28 protein-coding genes are annotated in these 24,027 nt (G+C 64.3%); 17 read left to right on the top strand and 11 right to left on the bottom strand.

Translation table 11 applies throughout. The features are described from left to right. Positions 1-224: 224 nt before the first annotated feature. Positions 225-485 carry a hypothetical protein gene (locus ACWKV7_RS14710; protein ID WP_483858429.1) on the bottom strand — a complete coding sequence of 87 codons (261 nt, stop codon included), beginning with the start codon at positions 483-485 and terminating at the stop codon, positions 225-227. A gap of 240 nt (positions 486-725) precedes the next feature. On the opposite strand from ACWKV7_RS14710, the gene ACWKV7_RS14705 reads away from it, so the two are divergent. The 7 genes from ACWKV7_RS14705 (at position 726) to ACWKV7_RS14675 (ending at position 5,719) form a co-directional block, all read left to right on the top strand. After that, positions 726-1,109: a hypothetical protein gene (locus tag ACWKV7_RS14705; RefSeq protein WP_483858428.1), complete on the top strand. Its 384-nt coding sequence runs from the start codon at positions 726-728 to the stop codon at positions 1,107-1,109. Between the two features lie 157 nt (positions 1,110-1,266). Further along, positions 1,267-1,971 carry a YebC/PmpR family DNA-binding transcriptional regulator gene (locus ACWKV7_RS14700; protein ID WP_483858427.1) on the top strand — a complete coding sequence of 235 codons (705 nt, stop codon included), beginning with the start codon at positions 1,267-1,269 and terminating at the stop codon, positions 1,969-1,971. A gap of 9 nt (positions 1,972-1,980) precedes the next feature. Next, positions 1,981-2,577, top strand: a complete 597-nt coding sequence (locus ACWKV7_RS14695) for a hypothetical protein (RefSeq protein ID WP_483858426.1) — start codon at positions 1,981-1,983, stop codon at positions 2,575-2,577. A 54-nt stretch (positions 2,578-2,631) separates the two neighbouring features. Continuing rightward, entirely contained in the window at positions 2,632-2,976 is a 345-nt protein-coding gene (locus ACWKV7_RS14690) for a YajD family HNH nuclease (RefSeq protein ID WP_483858425.1), read from the top strand. Positions 2,977-3,211: 235 nt separating this feature from the next. After that, complete coding sequence (locus ACWKV7_RS14685; protein WP_483858424.1) at positions 3,212-3,976, top strand: substrate-binding periplasmic protein; 765 nt, start codon at positions 3,212-3,214, stop codon at positions 3,974-3,976. A gap of 201 nt (positions 3,977-4,177) precedes the next feature. Further along, on the top strand, positions 4,178-4,801 hold the full coding sequence (locus tag ACWKV7_RS14680; RefSeq protein WP_483858423.1) for a hypothetical protein: 624 nt from the start codon (positions 4,178-4,180) through the stop codon (positions 4,799-4,801). Positions 4,802-5,389: 588 nt separating this feature from the next. Next, positions 5,390-5,719 (top strand): hypothetical protein, encoded by a 330-nt coding sequence (locus ACWKV7_RS14675; protein WP_483858422.1) that lies wholly within the window; start codon positions 5,390-5,392, stop codon positions 5,717-5,719. A gap of 1 nt (position 5,720) precedes the next feature. Here the strand turns inward: ACWKV7_RS14675 and ACWKV7_RS14670 are convergent, their stop codons facing one another. From ACWKV7_RS14670 to ACWKV7_RS14660, 3 genes are read right to left on the bottom strand one after another with little or no spacing between them, the layout of a single operon-like run. Then, positions 5,721-6,575, bottom strand: coding sequence for an FHA domain-containing protein (locus tag ACWKV7_RS14670; RefSeq protein WP_483858421.1), 855 nt, complete (start codon positions 6,573-6,575; stop codon positions 5,721-5,723). 18 nt (positions 6,576-6,593) lie between these two features. Then, on the bottom strand, positions 6,594-8,144 hold the full coding sequence (locus tag ACWKV7_RS14665; RefSeq protein ID WP_483858420.1) for a serine/threonine-protein kinase: 1,551 nt from the start codon (positions 8,142-8,144) through the stop codon (positions 6,594-6,596). Continuing rightward, on the bottom strand, positions 8,141-8,935 hold the full coding sequence (locus tag ACWKV7_RS14660; RefSeq protein WP_483858419.1) for a PP2C family protein-serine/threonine phosphatase: 795 nt from the start codon (positions 8,933-8,935) through the stop codon (positions 8,141-8,143). The genes ACWKV7_RS14665 and ACWKV7_RS14660 overlap by 4 nt, the downstream gene beginning before the upstream one ends. Before the next feature lie 224 nt (positions 8,936-9,159). On the opposite strand from ACWKV7_RS14660, the gene ACWKV7_RS14655 reads away from it, so the two are divergent. The 3 genes from ACWKV7_RS14655 (at position 9,160) to ACWKV7_RS14645 (ending at position 10,368) form a co-directional block, all read left to right on the top strand. Continuing rightward, positions 9,160-9,441 (top strand): VF_A0006 family four-cysteine protein, encoded by a 282-nt coding sequence (locus ACWKV7_RS14655; protein ID WP_483858418.1) that lies wholly within the window; start codon positions 9,160-9,162, stop codon positions 9,439-9,441. A 227-nt stretch (positions 9,442-9,668) separates the two neighbouring features. Continuing rightward, a complete protein-coding gene (locus ACWKV7_RS14650) occupies positions 9,669-9,878 on the top strand; it encodes a cold-shock protein (RefSeq protein WP_483858417.1) in 210 nt (69 codons plus the stop codon). Between the two features lie 313 nt (positions 9,879-10,191). Beyond that, positions 10,192-10,368 carry a hypothetical protein gene (locus ACWKV7_RS14645; protein ID WP_483858416.1) on the top strand — a complete coding sequence of 59 codons (177 nt, stop codon included), beginning with the start codon at positions 10,192-10,194 and terminating at the stop codon, positions 10,366-10,368. Between the two features lie 119 nt (positions 10,369-10,487). Here the strand turns inward: ACWKV7_RS14645 and ACWKV7_RS14640 are convergent, their stop codons facing one another. Further along, positions 10,488-11,711: an RICIN domain-containing protein gene (locus tag ACWKV7_RS14640; RefSeq protein ID WP_483858415.1), complete on the bottom strand. Its 1,224-nt coding sequence runs from the start codon at positions 11,709-11,711 to the stop codon at positions 10,488-10,490. A gap of 86 nt (positions 11,712-11,797) precedes the next feature. Next, the gene (locus ACWKV7_RS14635; protein ID WP_483858414.1) at positions 11,798-12,628 is read right to left on the bottom strand and encodes a hypothetical protein; all 831 of its coding nucleotides are present in this window, start codon (positions 12,626-12,628) and stop codon (positions 11,798-11,800) included. Between the two features lie 273 nt (positions 12,629-12,901). Between ACWKV7_RS14635 and msrB the strand changes: the two genes are divergently transcribed. The 3 genes from msrB to ACWKV7_RS14620 all read left to right on the top strand — a co-directional run bounded on the left by msrB (position 12,902) and on the right by ACWKV7_RS14620 (position 14,765). Then, a complete protein-coding gene (gene msrB / locus ACWKV7_RS14630) occupies positions 12,902-13,417 on the top strand; it encodes a peptide-methionine (R)-S-oxide reductase MsrB (protein ID WP_483858413.1) in 516 nt (171 codons plus the stop codon). Between the two features lie 2 nt (positions 13,418-13,419). Next, complete coding sequence (gene msrA, locus ACWKV7_RS14625; protein WP_483858412.1) at positions 13,420-14,037, top strand: peptide-methionine (S)-S-oxide reductase MsrA; 618 nt, start codon at positions 13,420-13,422, stop codon at positions 14,035-14,037. A 173-nt stretch (positions 14,038-14,210) separates the two neighbouring features. Further along, the gene (locus ACWKV7_RS14620) at positions 14,211-14,765 is read left to right on the top strand and encodes a magnesium transporter (protein ID WP_483858411.1); all 555 of its coding nucleotides are present in this window, start codon (positions 14,211-14,213) and stop codon (positions 14,763-14,765) included. 220 nt (positions 14,766-14,985) lie between these two features. On the opposite strand, the gene ACWKV7_RS14615 is transcribed toward ACWKV7_RS14620, so the two are convergent. The 3 genes from ACWKV7_RS14615 to ACWKV7_RS14605 all read right to left on the bottom strand — a co-directional run bounded on the left by ACWKV7_RS14615 (position 14,986) and on the right by ACWKV7_RS14605 (position 17,907). Continuing rightward, positions 14,986-15,759 (bottom strand): omptin family outer membrane protease, encoded by a 774-nt coding sequence (locus ACWKV7_RS14615; protein WP_483858410.1) that lies wholly within the window; start codon positions 15,757-15,759, stop codon positions 14,986-14,988. Between the two features lie 94 nt (positions 15,760-15,853). Then, entirely contained in the window at positions 15,854-16,690 is an 837-nt protein-coding gene (locus ACWKV7_RS14610) for a CvfB family protein (RefSeq protein WP_483858409.1), read from the bottom strand. Positions 16,691-16,773: 83 nt separating this feature from the next. Next, a complete protein-coding gene (locus tag ACWKV7_RS14605; protein WP_483858408.1) occupies positions 16,774-17,907 on the bottom strand; it encodes a PQQ-dependent sugar dehydrogenase in 1,134 nt (377 codons plus the stop codon). 146 nt (positions 17,908-18,053) lie between these two features. Here ACWKV7_RS14605 and ACWKV7_RS14600 point away from each other — a divergent pair, with 146 nt between their 5' ends. The 3 genes from ACWKV7_RS14600 to ACWKV7_RS14590 all read left to right on the top strand — a co-directional run bounded on the left by ACWKV7_RS14600 (position 18,054) and on the right by ACWKV7_RS14590 (position 20,760). Continuing rightward, entirely contained in the window at positions 18,054-18,827 is a 774-nt protein-coding gene (locus ACWKV7_RS14600; protein WP_483858407.1) for a substrate-binding periplasmic protein, read from the top strand. 158 nt (positions 18,828-18,985) lie between these two features. Beyond that, positions 18,986-20,335: a hypothetical protein gene (locus ACWKV7_RS14595; RefSeq protein ID WP_483858406.1), complete on the top strand. Its 1,350-nt coding sequence runs from the start codon at positions 18,986-18,988 to the stop codon at positions 20,333-20,335. A 47-nt stretch (positions 20,336-20,382) separates the two neighbouring features. Further along, positions 20,383-20,760 (top strand): hypothetical protein, encoded by a 378-nt coding sequence (locus ACWKV7_RS14590; RefSeq protein WP_483858405.1) that lies wholly within the window; start codon positions 20,383-20,385, stop codon positions 20,758-20,760. Positions 20,761-20,995: 235 nt separating this feature from the next. On the opposite strand, the gene ACWKV7_RS14585 is transcribed toward ACWKV7_RS14590, so the two are convergent. Beyond that, positions 20,996-21,157 (bottom strand): hypothetical protein, encoded by a 162-nt coding sequence (locus ACWKV7_RS14585; protein ID WP_483858404.1) that lies wholly within the window; start codon positions 21,155-21,157, stop codon positions 20,996-20,998. A 214-nt stretch (positions 21,158-21,371) separates the two neighbouring features. Here ACWKV7_RS14585 and ACWKV7_RS14580 point away from each other — a divergent pair, with 214 nt between their 5' ends. Beyond that, positions 21,372-22,247 (top strand): DUF6279 family lipoprotein, encoded by an 876-nt coding sequence (locus tag ACWKV7_RS14580; protein ID WP_483858403.1) that lies wholly within the window; start codon positions 21,372-21,374, stop codon positions 22,245-22,247. Here the strand turns inward: ACWKV7_RS14580 and ACWKV7_RS14575 are convergent. Further along, positions 22,244-23,824: a methyl-accepting chemotaxis protein gene (locus ACWKV7_RS14575; protein ID WP_487249215.1), complete on the bottom strand. Its 1,581-nt coding sequence runs from the start codon at positions 23,822-23,824 to the stop codon at positions 22,244-22,246. The genes ACWKV7_RS14580 and ACWKV7_RS14575 overlap by 4 nt on opposite strands. Positions 23,825-24,027 lie beyond the last annotated feature (203 nt).

Here is a 24,027-nt window from a genome sequence, read left to right as displayed (position 1 = left end):
TAGTTCGCGCAGCGGGGGCCAAGCGTTCAAGCGATCGCGAAGATCATCATTGTTATCGGCCTTGTTCCGCTGCAGGAGCGGAGATCCTTGAAGTCCGCTTTTGGCCGAAACCCGACGATCACTGCAGACTCCTTTCAACCAGCCGTCCCGGCGAGCTGGAGATAAGCGAAGACCGGAAGAATAGAAGCACGCACGGCATTGCGCCGGCGTGCTCTCGGGAGACTTCAAGCTGCCTGAGTGAACAGTTGCCTGCCATGGTCAAGGCTCTGGTCGATCAGCCATTTACCGTGGGCGATGGAGGCGTGCTGGGCTTTTTCCAAGTCGGACATGAAGGCATGATCGAGTGGTAGCGGCAGGCGCCGGGTGGTGTGTCCGCTGGGGTCGGTGATGCGGCAACCACCCGCCCAGGGTGTGGGGTTATCGGCGTATTGCAGGACTTCAGCGCAGATGATGTGGTCGCGGTAGGTGCATTGCATCGTGCTCATGGTCGGAACCTCGCTGTCGGGAGCCTTCCATCACGCCGGCGCAACGCTTCCGCTTCGTCAACGAGGCCGCGATGGATCGGCCTGGACATGGCCGCTGCATGCAGCGGATTCGAAGTGGTACCAGCCTTCGTCCTCGTGCGCTGGTACCCTCCCGATGGTATAGCACATCGCGCCACCCGGAAGTCCCGTCCGTCTACGGGCGGCGACCGTCGACTCGCCCCTGTCCCTGGAGCCCCTTTCATGGAAACCCATGCCCATCAGGCTACTGCGCCGACATCCCGCCCCTGGCTGCGCATCGCACTGCATCTGCTCTCGTTGATGCTGTTGGCGGCGCTGGGCCAGGCGGTCTGGAGCAGCCTGCCGGCCTTTCGCGAGCTGTTCGCCAGCCTCGGCATGACGCTACCGGCGCTGACCGGGCTGTTGATGAATCACACCGGGGCGGTCGCCTGGGTGGGCGTCGCCTGTTGGCTGCATCAGATGCTATGGCTGCTGTCGTGGCTGGTCCTGCGCACGCGCTCTGCCCATACCGGTTTGCTGCTGGCGTCCGTGCTGAGTTGGGGGCTGGCAGCCATGCTGATAGTCGCCCTGTATCTGCCCGCCTGGGTCATCGCATCGCCGGTCTGAGCGGGCTGGAGCCCCCTGCTGGCCCGCCTGTGGACAGGTGGCGAAAACGATGGCTTCCAGCCGCGAGCGAACCGATTAGAATCCGCAGCTTGCCGCCAATGCCGCCTCGTTCGAGGCGAGACATGGCTCCCTCTCCCACCAGAACAAGAGAAACCCGATGGGCGCTCAATGGAAAGCCAAACATAAAGAAGCGGCAGCGAATGCCAAGGGCCGGATCTTCGGCAAGCTATCGAAGGAGATCATGATCGCCGCCCGTGCCGGCGCCGATCCAGACATGAACCCCCGTCTGCGCCTGGTGGTGGAGCAGGCGAAGAAGGCGTCGATGCCCCGCGAAACCTTGGAACGTGCCATCAAGAAGGGCGCCGGCCTGCTCGGCGACAGCGTCAACTTCGAGCGCACCACCTATGAGGGCTTCGCTCCTCACCAGGTGCCGGTGATCGTCGAATGCCTGACCGACAACGTCAATCGCACCGTCGCCGAAATCCGCGTGCTGTTCCGCAAGGGCCAGTTGGGTGCCTCCGGCTCGGTCGCCTGGGACTTCGATTACTGCGGCATGATCGAGGCCACGCCGAGCACAGCCGATGCCGACCCGGAACTGGCGGCCATCGAGGCCGGTGCCCAGGACTTCGAACCGGCCGAAGACGGCGCGACGCTGTTCCTCAGCGACGCAACCGACATGGATGCGGTGTGCCGTGCGCTGCCCACCTACGGCTTTACCGTGCTGTCGGCACAGTTGGGCTATCGGCCGAAGAACCCCGTCAGCACCCTGACCGATGCTCAACTGGAAGAGGTCGAAGCCTTCCTCGATGCCATCGACGCCCACGACGACGTGCAGAACGTCTACGTGGGCTTGGCCGGCTGAGCGATCGACATGCGCGGCAGCGAGGCGAACGTTCGCTGGCCCTGGCATGCGCTGAGCCTGTTCTGCCTGCCGATCCTCGCTGGCCTGGCCCTGTTCGGCGGGCTGTATGGCCTACGGGTGCGGGAGGTCGGCGGGACCTTGCTCGGCGGCATGGGCGCCCTGCTGGGGCTCGCGCTGGGCCTGCCAGCGCTGGTGGCGCTGGTGGCGCTGGGCGTAGCCTGGCTGCTGGGGCTGAGCGGCGCTCGCGTATTCTTCGGCCTGACCTGCCTGCTGTTGGCTGGCGTTGCCCTGCAACAGTGGCTGCAGTACCCCGACGACGGCGACGGCAACCTGATCTTTGCGCCGCAGCGCCATGAGCTGGGCGGGGTTGTCTTGGGCAGCATCCTGCCGATCCTCGCCAGCCTGCTCTGGCCGCGCCGTGCACGAGGCACGCCGGGCATGCTGCGCTGGACCCTCGCCAGCGGCCTGGCGACGGTCTGCCTGCTGGCCTTGCTGCTGATCGCCCGAGGGGTCTACCAGACCCGGTTGCCGTCCTGTTCCTTCGACGCGCAGACGGGCGAACAGCTCAGCCTGTGCCTGGGCGACGAGGCTCCCGTTCTGCGCTGACGCCGGCGGCTCGCCGGGCCATACTCGCGTTATCCACACCTGGCAGGTTTCCCCATGAGCACGAACAAACCGAACATTCCCTACAGCCAGCGCGAACAAGGCTATCGGGAGAAGGCACTGAAGATGTATCCCTGGGTCTGCGGTCGCTGCGGACGCGAGTTTTCCGGCAAACGCCTGAGCGAACTGACCGTGCACCACAAGGATCACAACCACGACAACAACCCGGAGGACGGCTCCAACTGGGAGCTGCTGTGCCTCTATTGCCATGACAACGAACACTCGCGCTACACGGACAACCAGTACTTTGCCGAAGCCAAGCCTGGGGGCGACCAGGCCCCGAAGACCACCTTCAAGGCCTTCGCCAACCTTGGCGACCTGCTCAAGAGCGACAAGCCTTAGCAGCCGGGCGCCAGGCGATGGCACCTCGCCATGAGCGACCAATTGGCTAAGCTCACTAGGGCCTGTAGGAGAAATCGTCCGGCGACAATCAGCCGAGGCAAGGACCGGCGAGGAAGCGGCCGGGGTCGCATTCGCCACCGTGCTCGGTGCATGCATGCCCACCGAACGCAGGCACTTTTCTTACAGGGCTAGCAGGACAGTCGTCAGGGAGGGACGGAAGACGAAGAAGTAACGCATGAATCGCCTACGTAGAATTCTCGCCGGCTGCGGCCTGGTAGCAGCTGTCTGCGCCCACGCCGAGGAAGTGGTGCTGACCAACGGGGAATGGCTGCCCTATCAGTCCGAGCATCTGAAGCACTACGGCGTCATCTCGCACATCGTCAGCGAAGCGTTCGCGCTGGAAGGCGTTCACGTCAGCTATCGCTTCCACCCGTGGAAACGCGCCTATGCCGACGCCCAGAGCGGCAAGACCAATGGCTCCATCGTCTGGAGCTACAGCGAGGAACGGGACGCCGACTTCTACTTCAGCGATGTGGTGCTGGAGGGCAAGACCGTCTTCTTCCACCTCAAACGCGATCCGTTCGAATGGCACTCGTTCGACGACCTGGTCGGCTTCAGGATCGGCGGCACCCTGGGCTATGAATACCTCTTCGAGAATGTGCCGGGCATCGTCATCGAGCGGGCGGCAAGCGATGCGGATAACTTCAAGAAGCTGCTGGCCAGGCGCTTTCGAATCTTTCCCGCCGACCTGGACGTGGGCTACACCCTGTTGAACTCGCCGATGTTCAGCGCGCAGGAACGCCTTCAGATCACCCATCACCCCCGCCCGTACAACCGCACGGAATACCATCTGATCCTGTCTCGCCAGAGGGCCGACAGCCCGCGCCTGCTCGAACGCTTCAACCGCGGCCTGAGAACGCTCCGGGAAAGCGGTCGATACGAGCGCTACATGCAAGCCTCGCAACGAGGCGAGTATCTGCCTGCGCCGGCAGCGCCCTGAGCGAACAGCCGCCGGCGGCCCACGCCACCGTGCATGCGCAAGAGCGGCCTCCTGGCAGCGAAAATCGGCCTGCGCCGGTCGACTGGTCCGACGAACGGCCCCATCGGTCGCCCGGAGCAAGCGTCAAGCAGGTAGAATGCCGCCCCACCGTGCCGGGAGGCACCGGTTCGCACACAAGGATGCTGTCTTCAAGGAGTTTTTATGTTGCGCATGATCGTCGCGCTTACCGCCAGTCTGCTGCTCGCTGCCTGCGCCAGCGACCCACAAGCCGACTACGAGCGTTCCGTGCGGGAAGGTAGTGGCCCCGTTGCCAGCACCAATCTCGAAGCCCTGCACAATACCCGGCCGATTCCATTGCCGCTGATCCCGGAAGCCACCCCGCGCAAATGGGCGATTGGCGCCGAGCAGCCGCGCATGGACTTCGGCACCTCGATTTCCAACTACCGGGTGTTCTCCCTGCAGTTGAAGAAAGGCGAGCCCTACGTGCTCAACGTGAACTCGCTGTGCAACAACAAGTGCCTGGGCTTCAGCAAGTTCGCCCTCAAGCCGCGCGCCCTGCTGCTCGACAGCTACGGCACGGTGATCGCCAGCAAGCCGTCCCGCGGCTCCGCGGTGGTCGGCCTGATGAGCCTGGGTTGGGAAGGCGTAGCCCCGGAAGACGGCACCTATTACCTGCTGGTGGCGGCCGACAACGACGACCTCGGCAAGACCATCGTGCTGGATAACCTGTGGGTCAACAATTCCCCGCTGATGGCGGTGAAAACCGACATGCACAGCGCGCCGTTCGGCCAGGTCGAGGTCTTCTCCACCCCCGCCCAGGACTGATGCAGTTGGCGCTGGACGACTTTCCAGCGCCTGCTCGCCCCCCCTGCCACATACGCCAAGCCATTCCGCGCGCCGCAGCCGGAGCACCCCCGCCAGGGTCTGCACGCTAAGCCGTCGCACTGCGGCTTTCCAGCCTTTCGAATCGTTCGCGCCTTACCTCGGCCAACACGTTTCGTCCATCGGCCAGTGCCCGCCCGGGCTCGGCTCCGCCCGTACACTCCACTGTCACGGCGCCCTCCCAAGGCAGTCGACGTTTGCTCTGCCCATGAACCGCCGCCGGCAAGTTGCCACCGGCGAGCTACGCTTAACCTCACACATCCATGCAGGCTCATGCAGCTTGGGAGGGGGAATGGCAGACAGGTATCCAGGCACGACGAACACCCGACAACTTCCCACATGAGGCAACGATCATGAGCAAGTCGATGGAAACCCGAAAAGAGGCGAAGAAAAAGCCGCAGAAGACCGCCCATGAGAAGCGCATGGCCAAGCGCGACAAGAAGTCCGGCCATTCGCTGCTCGGCAGCCACGCGCCGAACGCCTGACCGGAGCGCTGCGGGGGCGCGGCGACGCGCCCCCGCACCAACCACCATGCGCAGCCAGGAAGAACACGCCGTCGCGCTCGGTCCGTCGTTTCCCTATGCCGCCATCCTGGTGGTGTTCTCGGTTTTGCTGGCGGCCGCTTTCGCCGCGCGCCACAGCTTCTGGGGGTTGATACCCCACGCACTGGCATTCGCCCTCATGGCTTGGGGCGGGCATGAGGCGCTGAGCGGCAAGAGCTTCGCCCATATCCACAAACAGTACCCCGGAGAGACCCGCCTGAGCTGGGCACTGAACAACCTGCTCTGCTTCGTGCTGCTGCCCGGCTTGCTATGGCTGGCGCTCGGCGTGCCGCTGCTGGCCCCGTGGTTCGCCCGCTAGATCAGAGCAATGCCGTGACCGCCAGAGCCACACCCACCGCCAGCGCCATGGCTGTCGCCAGCCACAGCAGTCGATTGAGCGACGGCTTGGCGGCAGCGGCCGGCGCCGCAGGCTTCGCGCCATTGGCCATCGCCGCTGCACGCAACGGGTTGATCGCGGCGGGCCGGTTCGCGGCCGGCGCTTTCGCAGGCTTGGGCAGATCGACCGCACGGACGAACACCGTGGCATCCTCGTCCTCACTCTGCGCCACGTCCACCTTGGGACCGATCACCAGCAAGGTCACCGAGCCCATCTGCAACTGGTCGCCCGGCTGCAGCACCGCGGTGCCGACCTTCTGCTGGTTGACGTAGACGCCGTTGGCGGAGGCCAGGTCCTTCACCTCCAGGATGTTGTCCTTGAGGAAGAACTCGCAGTGCCGCCGCGACAGTTCGGCATCGCTGAAGCACAGCTCGCACTTCACCGAGCGACCGAAGGTCATCGAGCCACTGACGTGGTACTTCTTGCCTTGGTTCTCGCCCTTGGTCACCTGCAGGAACCAGCGCGTCGAGGTTTCGGTCTTCGCGCGCGTCTTGGCCGGGTCGACCAGCAGCAGTTCGAGCGCGCCGAGGCGCAAGCGATCATTGGCCCTCAGTTGGTAGCGCGCGCCGACCCGCTCGTCGTTGACGTAGGTGCCGGCCTGACTGCCGCAGTCCGTCAGGTAGTAGAGGCCATGTTCCTGGCGAATCTCCGCGTGGAAGGCCGTGATGCCGGGGTCGGGCAACACCAAGTTGTTGCGGCTGTCCTGGCCTATGGTGAAGCGTTCGTCGACCAGCCAGATGGGGGCCTGGCGATTGTCCATGAAGTGAATCCTGAGCATGTTCGGCATCCACCTGCACTAGTTGAAAATTCGGTTCCACAGCCGTTTGACCGGGTTCTGCCGCTCCTGGCTGGAGCCCGAGCCGCTGCCACGGCGCGTGCTACTCGCCCTGGCGGCTTGTGCCGCCTTCGCCGCCTCGACCCGCCGGTCATGGTCTGCATACATCTGCAGCAGCGTCGGATCGTCCGGCTGCACGTCCAGTCCCCGCTCGATGTATTCCAGCGCCTGGGCGAACCGCCGATGGGCGAAGGCCTCCTCGCTCATCGCGGCAAAACGCTGGGCCACCTGTTGCAGGCCGAGCAACGCTTGCTCGTTCTGCGGCTCCCAGCCGAGCACCCGCCGATAGTAGTACACCGCACTGTCTTCTTCGGGCAGCAGCAGGCGCCCTTCCGCCAAGCGCTGGCCCGCCAGCAGCAGGTAGTCGACGATGCGCGCCTGCAGCACGCGCTGCAGACCTTCCAGGGCCCGGGCATTGTGCTCGTCGAGGGCCAGTGCCTCGCGAAAGAAGTGATCGGCATTGTCCTGCGGCGGCTCCAGCAGCTTGCCTTCAGCCAGGCGTTGCTCGCCACGCTCGAGCAGGTCGACGACCTTCAGGTGCCGCTGAATCTGGTAGCCGCCCGCCACCGCAACGCCCAGCAGCAGCACGCCGACCAGCACCCATGACAACAGCGAGCGGCGGTGCCGGCCGGGCTGGCGCGGGGCCAGTTGTGGCGCCGGGGCGATGCGCGTGCTGTCCAGATCGTCCGGTTCGTGCAGTTCGTCGAGGCTGGCGAGCAAGGCCTGGCAGTCGGCGAAACGCTCGTCCGGGTTCTTCGCCAACATGCAGTCGAGCAGGTGCTGATAGTGCCCCAGCGGCCGAGGCAGGCGCGGTACGGCCATCTGCAGGTGATTCATCACCGTATGCGTGTAGTTGCCCCCGCGGAACGGATTGGCTCCGGTGAGCATTTCCAGCAGGATCACGCCGAGGCTGTAGATATCGCTGCGCGCATCCAGCGGCTGGCACTGCGCCTGCTCGGGGCTGCTGTAGGCCGGGCTGCCGACGGCGATGCCGAACTGGGTGAGTTCGTTGTCCACCTCCACTTCCTTGGCTACGCCGAAATCGGTGATCACCGCCGTGCCGTCGTCGCGGAAGAGGATATTGGCGGGCTTGATATCGCGGTGCACCAGGCCCTTTTCGTGCACGACCGCCAGGCCGCCGGCGACCTGCCGGGTGATCTCCAGCGCCCGCCGCGGCTCGAACACCTCGCCCTTGTATCGCGCCAGATCGCCGCCGGAGACGAACTCCATGGCCAGGTAATGACGGCCGTCGGCGAGGCGGCCGATATCGTGGATGGTGATGATAGAGGGATGGCGCAGGGCCGCGACGATATGCCCCTCCTTGATGAAGCGCTTGCTGTACGCTTCGTCGTCGGCCTTGCTCAGGACCTTCACTGCCACCTTGCGGTTCAGCGACTGCTGGGTGGCCAGGTAAACCTCGGCCATGCCTCCCTTGCCCAGCCGGGCGTGCACGCTGTAGCCGGGAATCTCGGGAAAGGCATCGTTCAAGGTGATTGGCGTGCCGCTGTTCATGACTTGCGCGGGCTCAGCAGTCGACTGAAAAAGCCACGCGGGCGGGCTTCCACCGTCGTCGGTTGCTCGGCGGCCAGACGCCCCAGCACGATGCAGGAAATGTTGTCGTTGCCGCCCATGCAATTGGCCTGTTCGATCAGTTGCGCCACCAACTCCTCCAGAGTAGCGGCCGAGGCACACACCTGCTGGATCTGTGCATCGGTCAGCTCGTTGGTCAGGCCGTCGCTGCACAGCAGCAGCAGTTCGTCGGCCTCCAGCGTGCCGTGCAGCTGGCCAGGCTCCAGCGCCTGGCCCGCCTGGCCGAGGCATTGCAGGACGATGTTGCGGCGCGGATGCCGGCGAGCCTCCTCCTCGCTCATTTCTCCGGCGTCGACCATGCTCTGCACCCAGCTATGGTCATGGCTCAGTCGCTCGATGCGCTCGGCGCCGACCCGGTAGGCGCGGCTATCGCCGACCCAGGCCAGCTCGAAAGCCGAGGCATCGGTGAAGCGCACCGCCACCAGCGTGGTGCCCATGCCACGGCTGTCGGGGTCCTGCTCGCCAGCGGCGATGACCGCGACGTTCGCCATGTGGATCGCCGTGCGCAGGCTCTCGCCCTGGCCAACCGCCTCGCGCAGGCTGGCCAGAGCAATGGCGCTAGCCACCTCGCCGCGCTGGTGTCCACCCATGCCATCGGCGACCGCCCACAGCTTCGGCTCCGCGCAGCACAGCAGCGCGTCCTCGTTGTGATCGCGAGTCCGCCCGGCATCGGTCTGCGAGGCGTAAACCAGAATATCCTCGGTGAGCGTCATTTCCCGTTTCTCTATGACCTTCACGACAGTCGCGCATGATGCGACCGCCTACCGTTCACTGTCATCGGTCACCCGTGCTTTGCGCGAAAAATGTTAACCAGTCGACTGCCCGGCACAGTTCCTCGACGGGGTTGCGAAGGAAGCGGGAACGGCCCCCTGGCCTGCGTCGTCCAAGCTACCTAAACTCGCCCCAACACCCTATCGAAATCGCCACGGCAGTTCCCATGACCCGCTACCTCTGGCTTATCGCCCTGCTCAGCACACCCGCGCTCGCCGACCGCGAGGCATACCAGGAATGCATTCTCGAGCACCAGAAAGACGCCAAGGAGGGCCAGGCCGTCTATCTGATTGAACAGGCCTGCGACAAGCTGCACAACCAGGGCTCCTTCCTGTTCACCCGCGAGAAGAACTATTACCAGTGCCTGCTGGACCATCTGCCCGGCGTCGAGCATAGCGCCGCGGTGCAGAAAATCCGCAGTGTATGCAACGCCAAGAGCAATCGCTGAACGCCGGGACCAGGCCCTGCGCCCGCAACCCCATTTGGGCCAGGGCGCAGAAAACGTTAGGTGAATCACAGGATCAAGCGTACAGTGGTCGCACTGTGTTGCATGTGTCACCGTAAATCGACCTGTTTAGATCCCCGGTCCATTCATTCCCTCGGTTTCCTGTTCTTTGCACTCAGTCACGGCCTGGGCTGTTCCATGCCGCGTTTACTTTGTTCAAGGAGACAGTCATGTCTACTCGCCAAACCGGCACCGTCAAGTGGTTCAACGATGAGAAGGGCTTCGGCTTCATCACTCCCGAAAGCGGTCCCGATCTCTTCGTTCACTACCGCTCGATCCAAAGCACCGGCTTCAAGAGCCTGCAGGAAGGCCAGAAGGTCTCCTTCATGGCCGTGAAGGGTCAGAAAGGCATGCAAGCGGATGACGTGCAGGTGATCTGATCACCCACCGCGTCGAAGAAACCGGCCCAAAGGCCGGTTTTTTGCTTTGCGCAATTCCGGGCAGATGCAGTTGCCCGTCTTTGCCTGCAGGCCGTCGCCCCGCCCAGTGCAGGCGCAGCGTTGACGGCCCGCAATGCGCCCCGGATCGATTCCGACGGCGCCGGAGGAGGCGTTCGAGCCTGTCACCGGATATACGTCCGGCAGCCGGTCGACGCCATCCAGCAGGCTCGGCCCGCAGCGGGCGTTCATGCCCGAACGGGACCTTACCGGGGCGTCTGTTGCCCCGTGGCAGTCACTAACGGAGGACGTTGCCATGCGCGTTAAAGGCTCCAGCACCAAGAGCAAACCAGAACCGGCAGTGGTAACCAGTGAGTCCCTCGAGGCTCGCGTCGCCGCCTTCCTGCAGGACGGTGGCGAGATCCAGCAGATCGCCAAGGGCGTCAGCGGCCAGGTCTGGACGAGCAACCGACAGATCCGCCTCGGCAAGTAACCGCCGAACATCGAGCCCGACAACGCGGGGTCACCTTCGCCCCGCGGGCTTTCTTTACCCCAGAAACCAAAAAAGGCGCGCCCATCGCAATGGGCGCGCCTTTTTCATGCCGCATCAGATCATTCGACGCGCTGCACGGTGAAGCGTTGGTTGGTGGCGTTCACCCAGGCCCACTGGCGCACGTTCTGGCCGTTCAGGTAAGGGTCGGGGGTGATGTCCAGCACCTTGCCGCTCTGCTTGTTGGTCAGCATGTAGCTGTCGCCCAGCCAGTCGAACTTCCAGCGCTGGTTGTTGCCACCGTTGCAGGACCACTGCTGCACATTGGCGCCGTTCGAGGTCGAGCCGCCGGCCACTTCCAGGCACTTGCCGCTCAGCTTCGATTTCAGCTGGTAATAGCCATCGCTCATCTGGAACAACGTCCAGCGCTGGTTGTTGCCGCTGTGGCAAGTCCACTGGATGACATTGGCGCCGTCGGCACTGGAGCCCCCGGTGACATCCACGCAACGACCGCTCTGCTTGGCGCGAACCAGGTAGGTACCGACATTGGTGCCGGCCTCCCCGCCGTTGTTGCCATTGTTGTTGCCGTTGTCGCCGCCGTTGGTGCGGGTCGGCATGAAGTTGGCAATTTCAGTGGCGACGTTCTGCAGGGCTCGGGCGGAGTCCGCCTCGTTGGCCTGTCCGGCCGGCACGCCGCAGGGCAGGCCGTTGCAGGTCAGGTTGGGGCTGGAGAACTTGGACAGCCAGGGCGCATTGAACACCTGCGGATAGGCCATGATGGTGGCGAATGAACCGTAGACGCCATGACCGATGCCGTAGCGATAGCGCGCGCCGCTTTGGTCACCCTGGGCCCGCGAATGGGTCAGGCCCATGTTGTGGCCCAGTTCATGGGCGAGCACCTGGGCACCGCAGGTCGGCCCGGTGACGTTGAACGCCCAGTCCCGATGCACGGCGACATAGCCGATGCCGCAGGCACCCTTGGCATGCACCTGCACCACGAAGTCGGCACCCAGCTCGTTGCGCTTCTGCGCCACCCAGCTATTGGTGCGCAAGTTGCCCAGCACCTGCCCCATGTCGGCGCCGGCCATCTCCGACGGCAGCGCCCCCACCATGCGCAGCTGAATGTCCACTTTGCTGTCGCGGTACATGCCGTTTGCCTGGGTCACCCAGCTTTGCAAGGCCGTACTGGTCTGCCCGCTGAAATGCTGATTGGAGTAGCTGTCATAGAGGAACAGCACGTCGACGGTGGCCGCGTGGGTGACCAGTGGCGCCAGGCCGAGGGCCGCGCCGCCGGCCCAGCGCTTCAGCCGGGACAAAAGAGTAGCGTTCGCCTGAATACAGGACATCGGGAAAGTTTCCTTTTTTATTGGAAGGATTTATCGATAAGCGTTACGGCCACCTGACGGTAAAACGGCCAGTCGAGCGCTCGGTTCTACAAGGTGCCCTCAACTTCCGGGCTGCCCGGCAAAGTTGCCGGAGTCTTGGCCAACTCATCGGCGGGAACTTTCACAAGAACATCGGGCGACTTGAACAAGGTCGCACTATTGGCGATCCAGCCATATTCACCACGGGTTTCCATTTCGAAGTGCCCGTTCGGCGTCGTCATACCGCCAACTATCAGGTTTTCTCCACGGGTGAATACCACGCGGGAATCGTTTTCCAGGTCTTTCAGGTGGCCGACCCAGGTGACGTTGTTGCTGTCGCCCACCTGAACATCGTCGATGACCGCGGTAAAACTGCGATTGAGCTGGGCGATATCCATTTCGAAGGTATCGCCAGGCACCAGCGACTCGATCTTCATCGGGTTGATCTGGATGAACTCACGGCCGTCGAGTTGATCTTCCAGCGAGAGCTGCAAGCCGGCCGGGGCGCTATCCAGCGGGCGCCAGGCGGAATCCTGAGCAATGGCGGCCTGCAGCGCCTTGATATCCACCGGCTGGCCGTTGCGCCGAGCGGAGATTTCATTGGCCCGATCACCCAGGGTGGCGTAGTCCGGATTGCTGTCGGGCAGTTGCAGAAGGCTGTCGACATGCGGTCCAGCGGATGCGCCAACGGCCGGCTTGTTCGCTTGGGCAGCAACCGTCGACTGCTTCGGTGCGGACGTCGTCAGGGACTGCTGAACGGAATGGCCGGTTGCCTGAGTTGTTTCGGCAGCCGCCTCGTTGTTCGCGTCGAACAATGAACTATTGACCAGGACAATCGCCGACATCGCGCCAACAAGTACGCAACCACCGGCCAGTGCAATTTTATTTTTAGTTTGCATGTATGCCTCTTGTAATTGGCTAGTGCCACTCTCGATGGGGGCATTGTTAGTGGCTTTATCGAAGAGCGGCGATAACCGGCGCACACAATATCGGTTGAAATTGCGTTTTGTGATCGGCTAGCAATAAGAAGTGCCTGTTGGTTCAAGAACCGGCAAAGGTATAAGTTGCCAAATATCGCCATTTATATGACGTCGTTAATTTGTCCCGCCATTCTGTAACGCCGGGCATAGTGGCTAGTCTGTTGACTGTCCTTGCACTCATGGGAGACCGACATGCACCGCCGCAATCTTCTCCGGGGCCTCGCCCTGCTTCCCGCCCTGCCCTTGCTCGGGGCCTGGGCGGCTGATAGCTCCGGCGATCCCGGCAAAGCAATCGCCGCGCTGAAAAAGACCGACACCGAATGGCGCGCCCTGCTGGACCCCGATGCCTACGCCGTGCTCTTCGAGGAAGCGACCGAACCGGCGCGCAGCAGCCCGTTGAACAGGGAGAAACGCGCCGGAACCTTCGTCTGCGCAGCCTGCTTTCTTCCCCTGTTCGAAAGCCAGCACAAATATGAAAGCGGCACCGGCTGGCCCAGCTTTACCCAACCCATCGCCGGCCACGTAGCGACCAAGCGCGACTTCAAACTGATCTTTCCGCGCACGGAGTACCACTGCGCCCGCTGCGGCGGGCACCAGGGCCATGTCTTCGACGATGGCCCGCCACCACGCGGCGAGCGCTGGTGCAATAACGGCCTGGCCCTGCGCTTCGTGCCGCAGAGCGAGCCCCTGCCTGAACTACGGAGTTGATCATGCGCTACCTGACGTTACGCCTGCGATGCGGCACCCTGGCCCTGCTCTTGTTCGGCCTGCTGGCCGGTCACGCCTGGGCCGACGAAACGCCAACGGCCCAGGCGATCTTCGCCGGCGGGTGCTTCTGGTGCACCGAGTCGGACTTCGACAAGATGCCCGGCGTGCTCTCCACCACCTCCGGCTACACCGGCGGTGACCTGGCCAACCCCAGCTATGAACAGGTCTCTTCGGGCACCACCGGCCACATCGAGTCGGTGCTGGTGCGCTATGACCCCAGCAAGACCAGCTACGCCCAGCTAGTGGACGCCTTCTGGCATACCATCGACCCGCTCAATGCCAAGGGCCAGTTCTGCGACCGGGGCCCGCAATACCGCAGCGCGATCTTCTATGCCAACCAGGAGGAGCGGCGCGTCGCCGAGCAATCCAAGGCGGCGCTGGAAGCATCGAAGCGCTTCGATCGGCCGATCGCCACGGACATACTGCCGGCGTCCACCTTCTATCCCGCCGAGGACTACCACCAGGACTACGCTAGCCGCAATCCGCTGCGCTACCTGTACTACCGCGCCGGCTGCGGCCGCGATCGTCGCCTGGAAGAGGTCTGGGGCGGGAAGGATTGATGCCCTGCGAGGTCACTATGCAAAGCCGGCACCGCCACGGGGCGGTGCCGGGGCGCTGCTATACTCTCGTTCTAATAACCAGCGTTTGTTTACCGCTTCGCCGCCTATTCGGCGAAATTCACCATTGATCTAGGGCATAAGGGGGATCGGCAACTCTGTACCGGAGGTGACACATGAACCGGCATTACTACATCAGCGACGATCTGGACGAACTCGAAAGCGTAGAAAGGGAACTGGAAGCCAGCGGCATCTCCACCGAGCAGATCCACGTGCTCAGCGAGAGGGATGCGGATATCGAACAGCACCATCTGAACAGCGTTCCGTCGTTCATGAAGACCGACGTGGTGCATTCCGGCGCCCGAGGCATCATCGTCGGCCTGATCCTGGCGGCTTTATCGCTGGCCATCGCCTACTACAGCGGCTGGACCGAAACCCTGGCCGGCTGGACGCCTTTCGTCTTCCTGGCCATCGTGCTGTTCGGCTTTTCCGTCTGGGAAGGCGGCTTCTTCGGCTTCCAGACGCCGAACAACTATTTCCGCCGCTTCCAGCAGAAGCTGCGCGAAGGCAAGCATGTATTCTTCGTCGACGTGGAGCCGCCGCAAGAGGCCTTGCTGGATCGCGTGGTGAGCCACCATCCGCGTCTGGAACTGGCGGGCACCGGTTCGGCGGCGCCTTACTGGATGGTGTTCTGGCAGCAGAAGTGGCACCAGTTCAAGCGCACCATCTAGTACCGGAACCGGCAAGCTGCACTCTGCCCCGGTATTCGCCGGGGCAGCGTGCAAGGCCGCGTCTCAGTTGAAGCGGTATCGCAGACCCAGGCTGGCTTGCACGCTGCGATTATCCGGGCCCGCGGCATCTTCCTCGCTCATGTCCGCGCCAGTATCGCCGTCATAGGCGACCATCTGGCCTTACCCTTGGTGTACGACAGCAAGCTCGGCGGCGGCGTTTTCATGAACCCGTAGGCCGCCTCGAGGGAGGCACTGTAGAGTCGCGCGCCCTCCCCGGTGTCCTTGAACACCAGAATGCGCAGGTGATGGTTATCCGATCTCGTGCCTTTACCCAGCGGCTTCCCTTGAGCTGCGCATTGAACGCCCAATCACCGAACCGAAGGTTACCGACCACACCCAGGTAGGGCGCCTCGAACTCCTGCTCATACGTGATCAGCGCCTGCCCGGGCTCGAACAAGCCGATGGTGTCGCGGAAGTCTGCCTCGCTGTAGATATAGCGGCCGCCCTGCGCCCGCCACTTGAATACATTGCGCTGGTAACCCGCGAGCACGCCCACGCGGTATCTCGGCGTCTCGAACACCCAAGCGGTGAAATCGGCTTCCGCCTGATAGGCCCGCAGCAACTTCGTATCCGGATGATGAGACCAGTCGGTCCACTCCGAGCGGCTGGGGTCGGTCCAGTCATAGTCGTCCATGGTGCTGTTGCCGGAATCCACCCTGCTCCAGCCGGCCACGCCGAGATTGAGCCAAGGTAGTACCCGACAATCGAGGTCGCCCTTGAGAATGGCTGCATTGTCGATTTTCCAGTTGAGCTGACTGAGCTTGGCGCCATGGTCATATACGTACTCATGGGACTCGCCAGTGAGATAACCCACCGCCAGCGTCGCGGTGAGCGAAAGGGCCAGGTCGACGCGCTGGTCGAGGCTGGAAGCAAGAGCGCTATCGGCCGCCAGAATGGACAGGGAACACGCGAGACAAGCACGGCAAAACGTCACGGAGCAGCTCCTGGCTCGAGGGGCGGCGGCTATAGCCACAACCCCGAGCTAGACTGCTTGCACGCTCACAAAAGGGTAAGCTGGATAGCCTGCGCTAGACCAGTTCGATGCGATCTTCGTGAATGCGGATCAAGCCCTGTTTGTAGAGGGTGCCGATGGTCTTCTTGAAGTTGCCCTTGCTCACCCCGAAGCGCTTGCTGATCAGCTCGGGTGGGCTCTTGTCGCTGAGCGCCAGGGTGCCACCGTTGTCGCGCAGCGCGGCGAGAATCTGTTCGGCCAGGCCGCTGGCCGCCTGGGCGCCGATGGGCTGCAGGCTCAGGCTGATCTTGCCGTCGGCGCGCAGTTCACGGATGTAGCCAGTCTCGCGCATGCCACCGCGCAGGAACTTGAATATCTCGTTCTTGTGGATGAGCCCCCAGTGCTTGCCGTCGATGATGGCCTTGAAGCCGAGATCGGTGGGCTCCACCACCAGCAGGTCGACCTGCTGGCCGACCTGATAGGCGGCCGGAACGTTGTCGAGGTGTCGATCCAGCCGCGCGGTGGCGGTGATGCGGCGGGTGCGCTTGTCCAGGTAGACGTAGACCACGCAGTAATCGCCCACCTGCAGCGGACGCTTCTCTTCCGAATGGGGCAGCAGCAGGTCCTTGGGCAGCCCCCAGTCGAGAAACAGCCCGACGCGGTTGATCTCCGCCACCTTGAGGCTGGCGAACTCGCCAACCTGGGCCTTGGGCTTCTGGGTGGTGGCGATGAGACGGTCGTCGCTGTCCAGATAGATGAACACGTTCAGCCAGTCTTCCACCTCGCAGGGCGAGTCCTTGGGGATGTAGCGCTTGGGCAGGAGGATTTCGCCGTCCGCGCCGCCATCCAGATACAGTCCGAAGTCGGTGTGTTTGACGATCTGCATGCTGTTGAAACGGCCGATGACTGCCATGTGCGCTCCCCTGATTGGCTGGCGCGCATTCTAGCCGGGGTTGGCCCCGGCTGCGCGCGCAATCTGGCCAGGCGAGATGCGGGCTACTTCAGCCCCAGTTTCAGCAATCGCCCATTGGCCTCGTCCGTCAGCACATAGAGAAACCCGTCCGGGCCGACGGCCACATCGCGGATGCGCTCGCCCAGGGACTCGAGCAGTCGTTCCTCGTGCACCACATTATCGCCGTCCAGTTGCAAGCGGATCAGCGCCTGGCCGGCCAGTGCGCCGACGAACAGGTTGTGCTGCCAGCCGGGGAATCGCCCATGGTCGTAGAAGGCCATGCCGCTGATCGCCGGCGACTTCTCCCAGACGTAGTGCGGCCGCTCGGTGCCGGGAACCCACTCGCCCCTGGCCTCGGGAATCGGTTGGCCGGAATAGTCGATGCCATGGGTCGCCAGCGGCCAGCCGTAGTTCTTGCCGGCTTGCGGCAGGTTGATTTCGTCGCCGCCACGCGGACCATGCTCGTGGGTCCAGAGCGCACCGGTCCATGGATTGAGGGCAGCGCCCTGCTGGTTGCGATGGCCGTAGGACCAGATCTCCGGACGCGCATCGGGGCGGTCGACGAAGGGGTTGTCCGCCGGCACCCGGCCATCCGGCAACAGCCGCACCACCTTGCCTTGCAATTTATCCAGCGCCTGGGCGGTGGCGCGCTGGTTGTTCTCGCCCAGAGCGACGAACAGGTGGCCGGAGCGGTCGAATACCAGCCGCGAGCCGAAATGATGGCCGGTGGACAGCTTGGGAAGCTGGCGAAAGATGACCCGGAAGTCCTCCAGACGATCACCCGCGGCCGGCAGCGTTCCGCGCCCCACTGCCGTACCGGCGCGACCCTCGGCTCCCGCCTCGGCATAGGACAGGTAGACCAGGCGATCCTCGGCGAAATCGGGGGACAGCACCACATCCAGCAACCCACCCTGCCCCTGATCGTAGACCGGCGGCAGACCACCGAGAGGCGCGGAAAGTCCAGACATGGCATCGAAGCGCCGCAAGCGACCGGGGCGCTCGGTGATCAATATGCCGCCGGCCGGCAAAAACGCCACCGCCCAGGGATGTTCCAGGCCGGCGACCACCTCGTCGACGCTGATCGTTCCCTGCTCGCTGTCGAGTTGCAGCGCCTCGGCCTGCACCTGCCAGGCCAGCAGCCCTAGGCCCAGGGTCCACCCTCGAATCGTGTCATTCATGCTCTATGCTCTCCTTCGCGGCAGGCCATCGACCGTCCGCCACGGTCTCGAAGAGACCATCATCACAATGGCGGGACGCTTTCCAGATGCTCGCCAGCCGAGGGACTAGGCTTTAGATTCATCCACCGCACCCATGACGAGCCTGCATGCGCAAAGGCGTTTTACCGCTGCTACTGTGCCTTCTCCCGCTGACGGGACATGCCCAGCAGGAACTGACCGCATGGACCTATCACCTGGCACCGCCGTTCATTCTCGAACGCGAGACGCACCGGGGCCTGTCCTACGACTTCATCGATTGGCTCAACCGCCATCCGGAGAATCGCGGTCGCTTCCACTTCCGTCTCTCCTATGTGCCCCGCAAGCGCCTGGACATGTATCTCGACAGCGGCCGCATCGGCTTGGTGCTCTGGGTCAACCCGGATTTCTTCGGCCCGCAGAGCAGGGACCAGTATCGCTGGACGTCGCCGCTGCTGCATGACCGCCAGGACTTTCTCTCCCGCCCGGACAAACCATTCGACTATCACGGCCCGGCGTCGCTGCACGGCCGAACGCTGGGAGGCGTGCTCGGGCACCGCTACCCACCCCTGGAGGATGACCTGGCCAAGGGGCTGATCCATCGCGAGGACGTGCCGCGGGACGAACAGAACTTGGACAAGCTGCTATCCGGGCGAATCGACATCATCCTCATCCCGCATTCCGCCACGCGCTTCTATGCCAAGCAGAGGCACCTGGACGACCGCCTGTACATTTCCCCGACCCCGCTCAGCCGCTATGCCCGGCAATTGCTGATGCAGCCCAGCCTGCCGACGGAGGCCAGGGAGTTTCTCCAGCAGGCGGTCGCCGACCTGCCGCAAGACCGCGACTGGCAGGCCCTGCTGACGCAGTACGGCCTCCGCCGCCCGCCGCCACCCACTGACTGATAGCGCATCATTCAGCCGATGGCTGATGGGCGCGGACTGGCGGCGAACGTCTACATTGGCTGGCACTGTCGAGCACGCGCCGAACCTGGCGCGGCAGCGCCGGCCATGCCCGGAGGGTCGGCCGAACCATAACAACAATCAAGCAGGAGACAGCAGCCATGTCCCACAGAGAACAACCCGGCTGGCGCTGGGGACCGTTCACCTTTCGCCTTCCCTTCTATCACTCGCGCCTGTACTGGCCGGAATTCCTCCAGGGGCTGTTCGTCGCCGCCGCCACCGGGCTGGCGCTGGTGCCGGTGATGATGGGGTTCTTCGGTCTCAGCTTCGAGGAAGCGGTGGCCATTTCGCTGATCCACTCGGCGCTGATTGCCTCCGCGGTCATCGTCTTCGGCGAGCCCTATGCGCCCGGCTGGATCACACCGGCACTGCCGCTGGTGCTGAGCTTCGTCATCGGTGGCTACGAGCAGCCCAGCGAACGCTTCCAGGCCATGACCGCACTGACCCTGAACTTCGCCCTGCTGGTGTTCGCCCTCGGCATCACCGGGCTCGGCCGCAAGTTCATGGAGTGGCTGCCGGACACGCTCAAGGCGGGCATCATCCTCGGTGCCGCCATCGCCGCACTGAAGCGCGTGTTCATCGACGACGCCGAGCGCTTCCTGCTGCAACAGCCGATCGCCACCGCGGTGGCCTGCGCCATCTGCCTGGTGTTCACCTTTTCCCTGCCGATGCAGAAGCTCAAGGCCAGGTACCGCTTCTTCTTCATCCTCGGCGCTCTGGGCCTGCTGCCAGGGTTTCTCGCCGCCGCCGTGGTCGGACCGCTGGTGGGCGAGGTGGCCTACGACATCCAGTGGGGCTTCCTGCTGCCGCCGCTGGGTGCGGCCTGGGACAAGGTATCGCCGCTGGCCATCGGCTGGCCCAGCGCGCAGATGTTCATCCAGGGCATTCCGCTGGCGCTGATCACCTACATCATCCTGTTCGGGGATCTGGTGACCGGCAACGAGGTGCTGCGCGAAGGCTTGCAGACCCGCCAGGACGAGCACATCGATATCGACCCGAATCGCTCGCACCTGTCGCTGGCCATTCGCAATGCCGCCATGGCCGTGGTCGCGCCCTTCTTTCCCACCCAGGGCGCGCTCTGGACCGGCGTGCACGTCATCGTCGTGCAACGCTGGAAACAGGGCGCCAAGACCATGGACAGCCTGCACAGCGGCCTGGCGTCCTACTACATGATGGGCCTGCCGCTGCTGTTCCTCTGCCTGCCGCTGCTGACCGGGCTCAAGCCGCTGCTGGGCATCGCCCTGTCGCTGACGCTGATCCTCACCGGCTTCGCCTGCGCCTACATCGCCATGTCCATCCCGCGGGAAAACACCTCGCGCGGCACCGTGGTGCTGATCGGCGCCTCGCTGGCCTTCTTCGAGCCCTGGGTCGGCCTGCTGATCGGTGTGATCGCCACCCTGCTGCTGGTGGGCATGGATCGCAATCCGGACCCCATTCCCAATGACGAGTAGCGCGGCGGGGGGTAGATTGAGCGCATAGCACCCCGGAGTAGCGCCACATGTCCGATAGAGACCGCGACTGGTATTGGGAACAGGTCAAGCAACAGAACCAGGCAAGTGCAGCGCCCGAACGCCGCCGCTGGCGACCGGACTGGCGCACCTGGGGACGCCGGCTCGGCACCTGCCTGGTGCTCGTCGCGTTGCTGGCCGGCGGGGCCTGGTATGCCATGCAGCAGGCGGAGATCAACCTGCAGGTGCAGCGTCATTGGCACGAGCTGCAGGTGCAACTGGGCTGGCGCCAGCCGGTGGTCGACGGTGCCAAACCGGGCCAGCACAGCGACAGCCCCCGCACACTGAACGAGTGCATCAAGCCGGACAACCTGATCGACGACGAAGTCCGCGCCTGTCTCAAGGGCTACCGGGACAAGAACTGGTAACGACCACGACCTCGCAGCGCTTGCGGTCGACACGCCTGCTGCTTCGAGCTACTGGCCATCGCCTTCGCCGGCAGGACGAGGCCACGACAAGCGCCTTGCCGGCCATTAGGCAGGTGCCCATCCCCTAACGCCGGGGCCCAGGGCGCTCGCACGAAGCGTCAGCGCTGCCGGTGGACTGCATCTTGCCGCCAGCCCGGCAGCCCGCAGCAACCCGCCCAACGCCCAAGCCTCACACTCAAGAGCGCGGTCGTTCCGCCGCCATTCGAGCTTCGGCCTCGGTGGCGAAGGGGCCAGCCACCAGGGTGCCATCCAGTACCACCGCCCAGCAGGCTTCCCACGCCGGCCGCCAGACGGCGGGCAGCTGATCGCCGGAAATATGGATCACTTGAGGTTTCATAGCGCTTGCTCCTCTGTCTTGAGCCGAGTCCCGCGCAAACCGACAAACGCTCCGGCGCCACGCGGCACGACTGGTTGGAGCGGTGTTCGTTCGCGCGTTGTATGGAGTCGACAGCGGCCATGGCGCTTTGCTCGGGCCAGCGGTCGGTTGCCGCCAGCGAACCACCGCCGGCCATTCGCCTCTATTAAGACATGACAAGGCAGAGGCACCGCCCATGCAGAAGTCCCCTCGCCCACGCGGCATGTTCGTACTGTTGCTCCTGATCCTGGCGCTCTCGCTTGGCGCCTGCACCCGGCTGGGGTTGGCTTATCGCAATCTCGACGTGCTGATCCACTGGTCGTTGAACGACTATCTGGACATGACCACCGAACAGCAGCGGGACTTCGACCTGCTGCTCAGCGAACATCTGAGTTGGCATTGCCGCACCCAGATGCCGAAGTACCTCGACTGGCTCGGGCGCGTACAGGACATGGTGGGCAACCGCCGCGTGACCCATGAGGGCCTGCAGAAGCGACTCGACGAGGCCAAGGCTGCCATCGACCAGATCGCCGAGGAGATCACCCCTTCCACGGTCAAGCTGCTGCGCGAGCTCACCGACCGCCAGGTGCGCGAACTGGGCGAAGCGCTGGACAAGGACATGCGCCAGCGCCGCGAGAAGCTGCTGGCGCCAGCCCTGGAAAAACAGGTCGACGAACGCGCCGCGCGCATGGAAAAGCGCCTGTCGCCCTGGCTGGGACGCCTCACGCCGGCGCAACGCCAGCGCATCGCGGCCTGGTCGCGCAGCCTCGGCGAGCAGAATCGCCTGCAACTGGAGAACCGTGCCCGTTGGCAAGCGGAACTGCGCCAAGCCCTTGCCGAGCGAGGCACGGCCGCCTTCCCGGAGCGCATCGCTCGCTTGCTACAGGATCGCGAACGACTGTGGACCGAGGAATACCGCGCCGCCTTCACACATGCCGAGGATGCCGCCATCGACCTGCTGGTGGACCTGATGGACATGGCCAACGACCAGCAACGCAAGCGCCTGCTGCAACGCCTGAACGAGGTACGCCTGGATTTCGTCGGCCTCGAGTGCCTGCAGAACGGCGGCTAACCGGCCCGCAACACCTTCAGTTGCAGCAACGAAGGCTGTCCGCCCCTGCCGGCTTCGGGCTGCCTCTCAGCCGTGGGTCCCAGGCGGAAGAAGCCGATCAACCGCTGCAACTCCTCGGCCTGGCTGCTCATTTCCTCGGCCGTGGCGGCCAGTTCCTCCGAGGCCGAGGCGTTCTGCTGGATGGCCTGGTTGAGTTGCTCCACGGCACCGCTGATCTGCGACGCTCCACCGGCCTGTTCCGCCGAGGCGGCGGAAATCTCCTGCACCAGGTCGGAAGTCCTGTGGATGCTCGGCAGCATTTCCTGCAACAGCGTCCCGGCGCGCTCGGCGGTGGCCACGCTGCCACTGGCCAGGTCCCCGATCTCGCGGGCCGCCACCTGGCTGCGTTCGGCCAGTTTGCGCACCTCGTCGGCAACCACTGCGAAGCCTTTGCCGTGGTCGCCCGCCCGCGCGGCCTCGATGGCGGCATTGAGCGCCAGCAGGTTGGTCTGGTAGGCAATGTCATCGATGATGCCGATGCGTTCGGCAATGCTCCGCATCGCGATTACCGTATCGCGCATGGCCGTGCCGCTTTCGCTGGCCTGGCTGGCGGCCTGGGTGGCCAGTCCGTTAGTGAGCTTGGCGTTGTCGCTGTTCTGGCCAATGGAAGCGGCCGCCTGGGCGACCGCGGCGCTGGTCTGCTCGACGCTGGCGGCCTGCTCGCTGGCAGCCTGGCTGAGCGCCTGGGTAGTGGCGCTGACCTGCTCGGCGGCGCTGCCGAGCATGCCGGCAGCGTTGCGTACCTCGCCGATGGTGTGGGACAGCCGCTCCAGCATGCGCTGCATGGCGCCCAGCAGGCGGCCGGTCTCATCGCGGCTGGTCACCGTGATCTCGCTGTTCAGGTCGCCGTCGGCCAGACGCTCAGCGACCTGCACGGCCACGCCAAGGGGACGGGTGATGGAGCGACTGACGAGAAACCCGACAAGTACCGAAACCAGGAGCGCCACCAGACTCAGGGCGATGCTCACCGCGAGGGTACGGGCGAAGTCCGCATGGGCCGCATCACGAAGCTCCTTGGCCACCCGTAGCTGCAGATCGATCAGCTCGGCGATCTTGCCGCTGATGGGGTCGATGCTGGTATAGAGCGGGCCGTCGAAGGCCCCCAGTTGGCCGGCGACACGACCATTGCGGTCGGCCAGCCACTCGCCGACGCGCCGGATATCGCGATTGGCCGGACCGAACAGTTGCTCGGCCTCCTCGACCAGGCGGGCTTCCTCCGCGGTCAGGCGAGTCGCCCGGTAGGCCTGCCATTCGGTCGCGATGCGTTGTTCGGCCTGGCGGATACCGGCCAGCGCCGACTCGGCATCCACCACGCCGGCGTTGGCCTTGTTCACCGCGTCGATCACATTGACGGCATAGTCGTCGGCAATCAGCTTGAGTCCGCGCAGCGGCACGACCCGATCCTGGTAGACCTCCTCCAGGCCTCCATTGACCTCGCGCAGCGCCTGCAGGCCGACGAGGCCGTTGACCAGCAGGAACATCACGGGAATCAGAAACGCCAGGCCCAACCGCACACCGATGTTCAATTGCCTAAGCATGCCGTTTCCTCCTTGATGGCCGCCCCGGCGGGTGCAGCGTGTCGATCGGGCGGACCGGTACGGCGTTCCGGTCCCCTGGTTGCTCTGCGGATCGCTCGATGACAGGCGTTTCGCCCAAGGCAAAACGCCATTGCCACGATAGCAATTGAGAGTTGACCAGGTTGTCAGAAAGCGCAAGCCGGCCCGCCAGCCGGCTGCTTCAG

This window comes from Zestomonas ipomoeae, assembly GCF_057128665.1.
The sequence above is the reverse complement of the archived record's forward strand: the minus strand, read 5'-3'. Positions and strand labels throughout refer to the sequence as shown.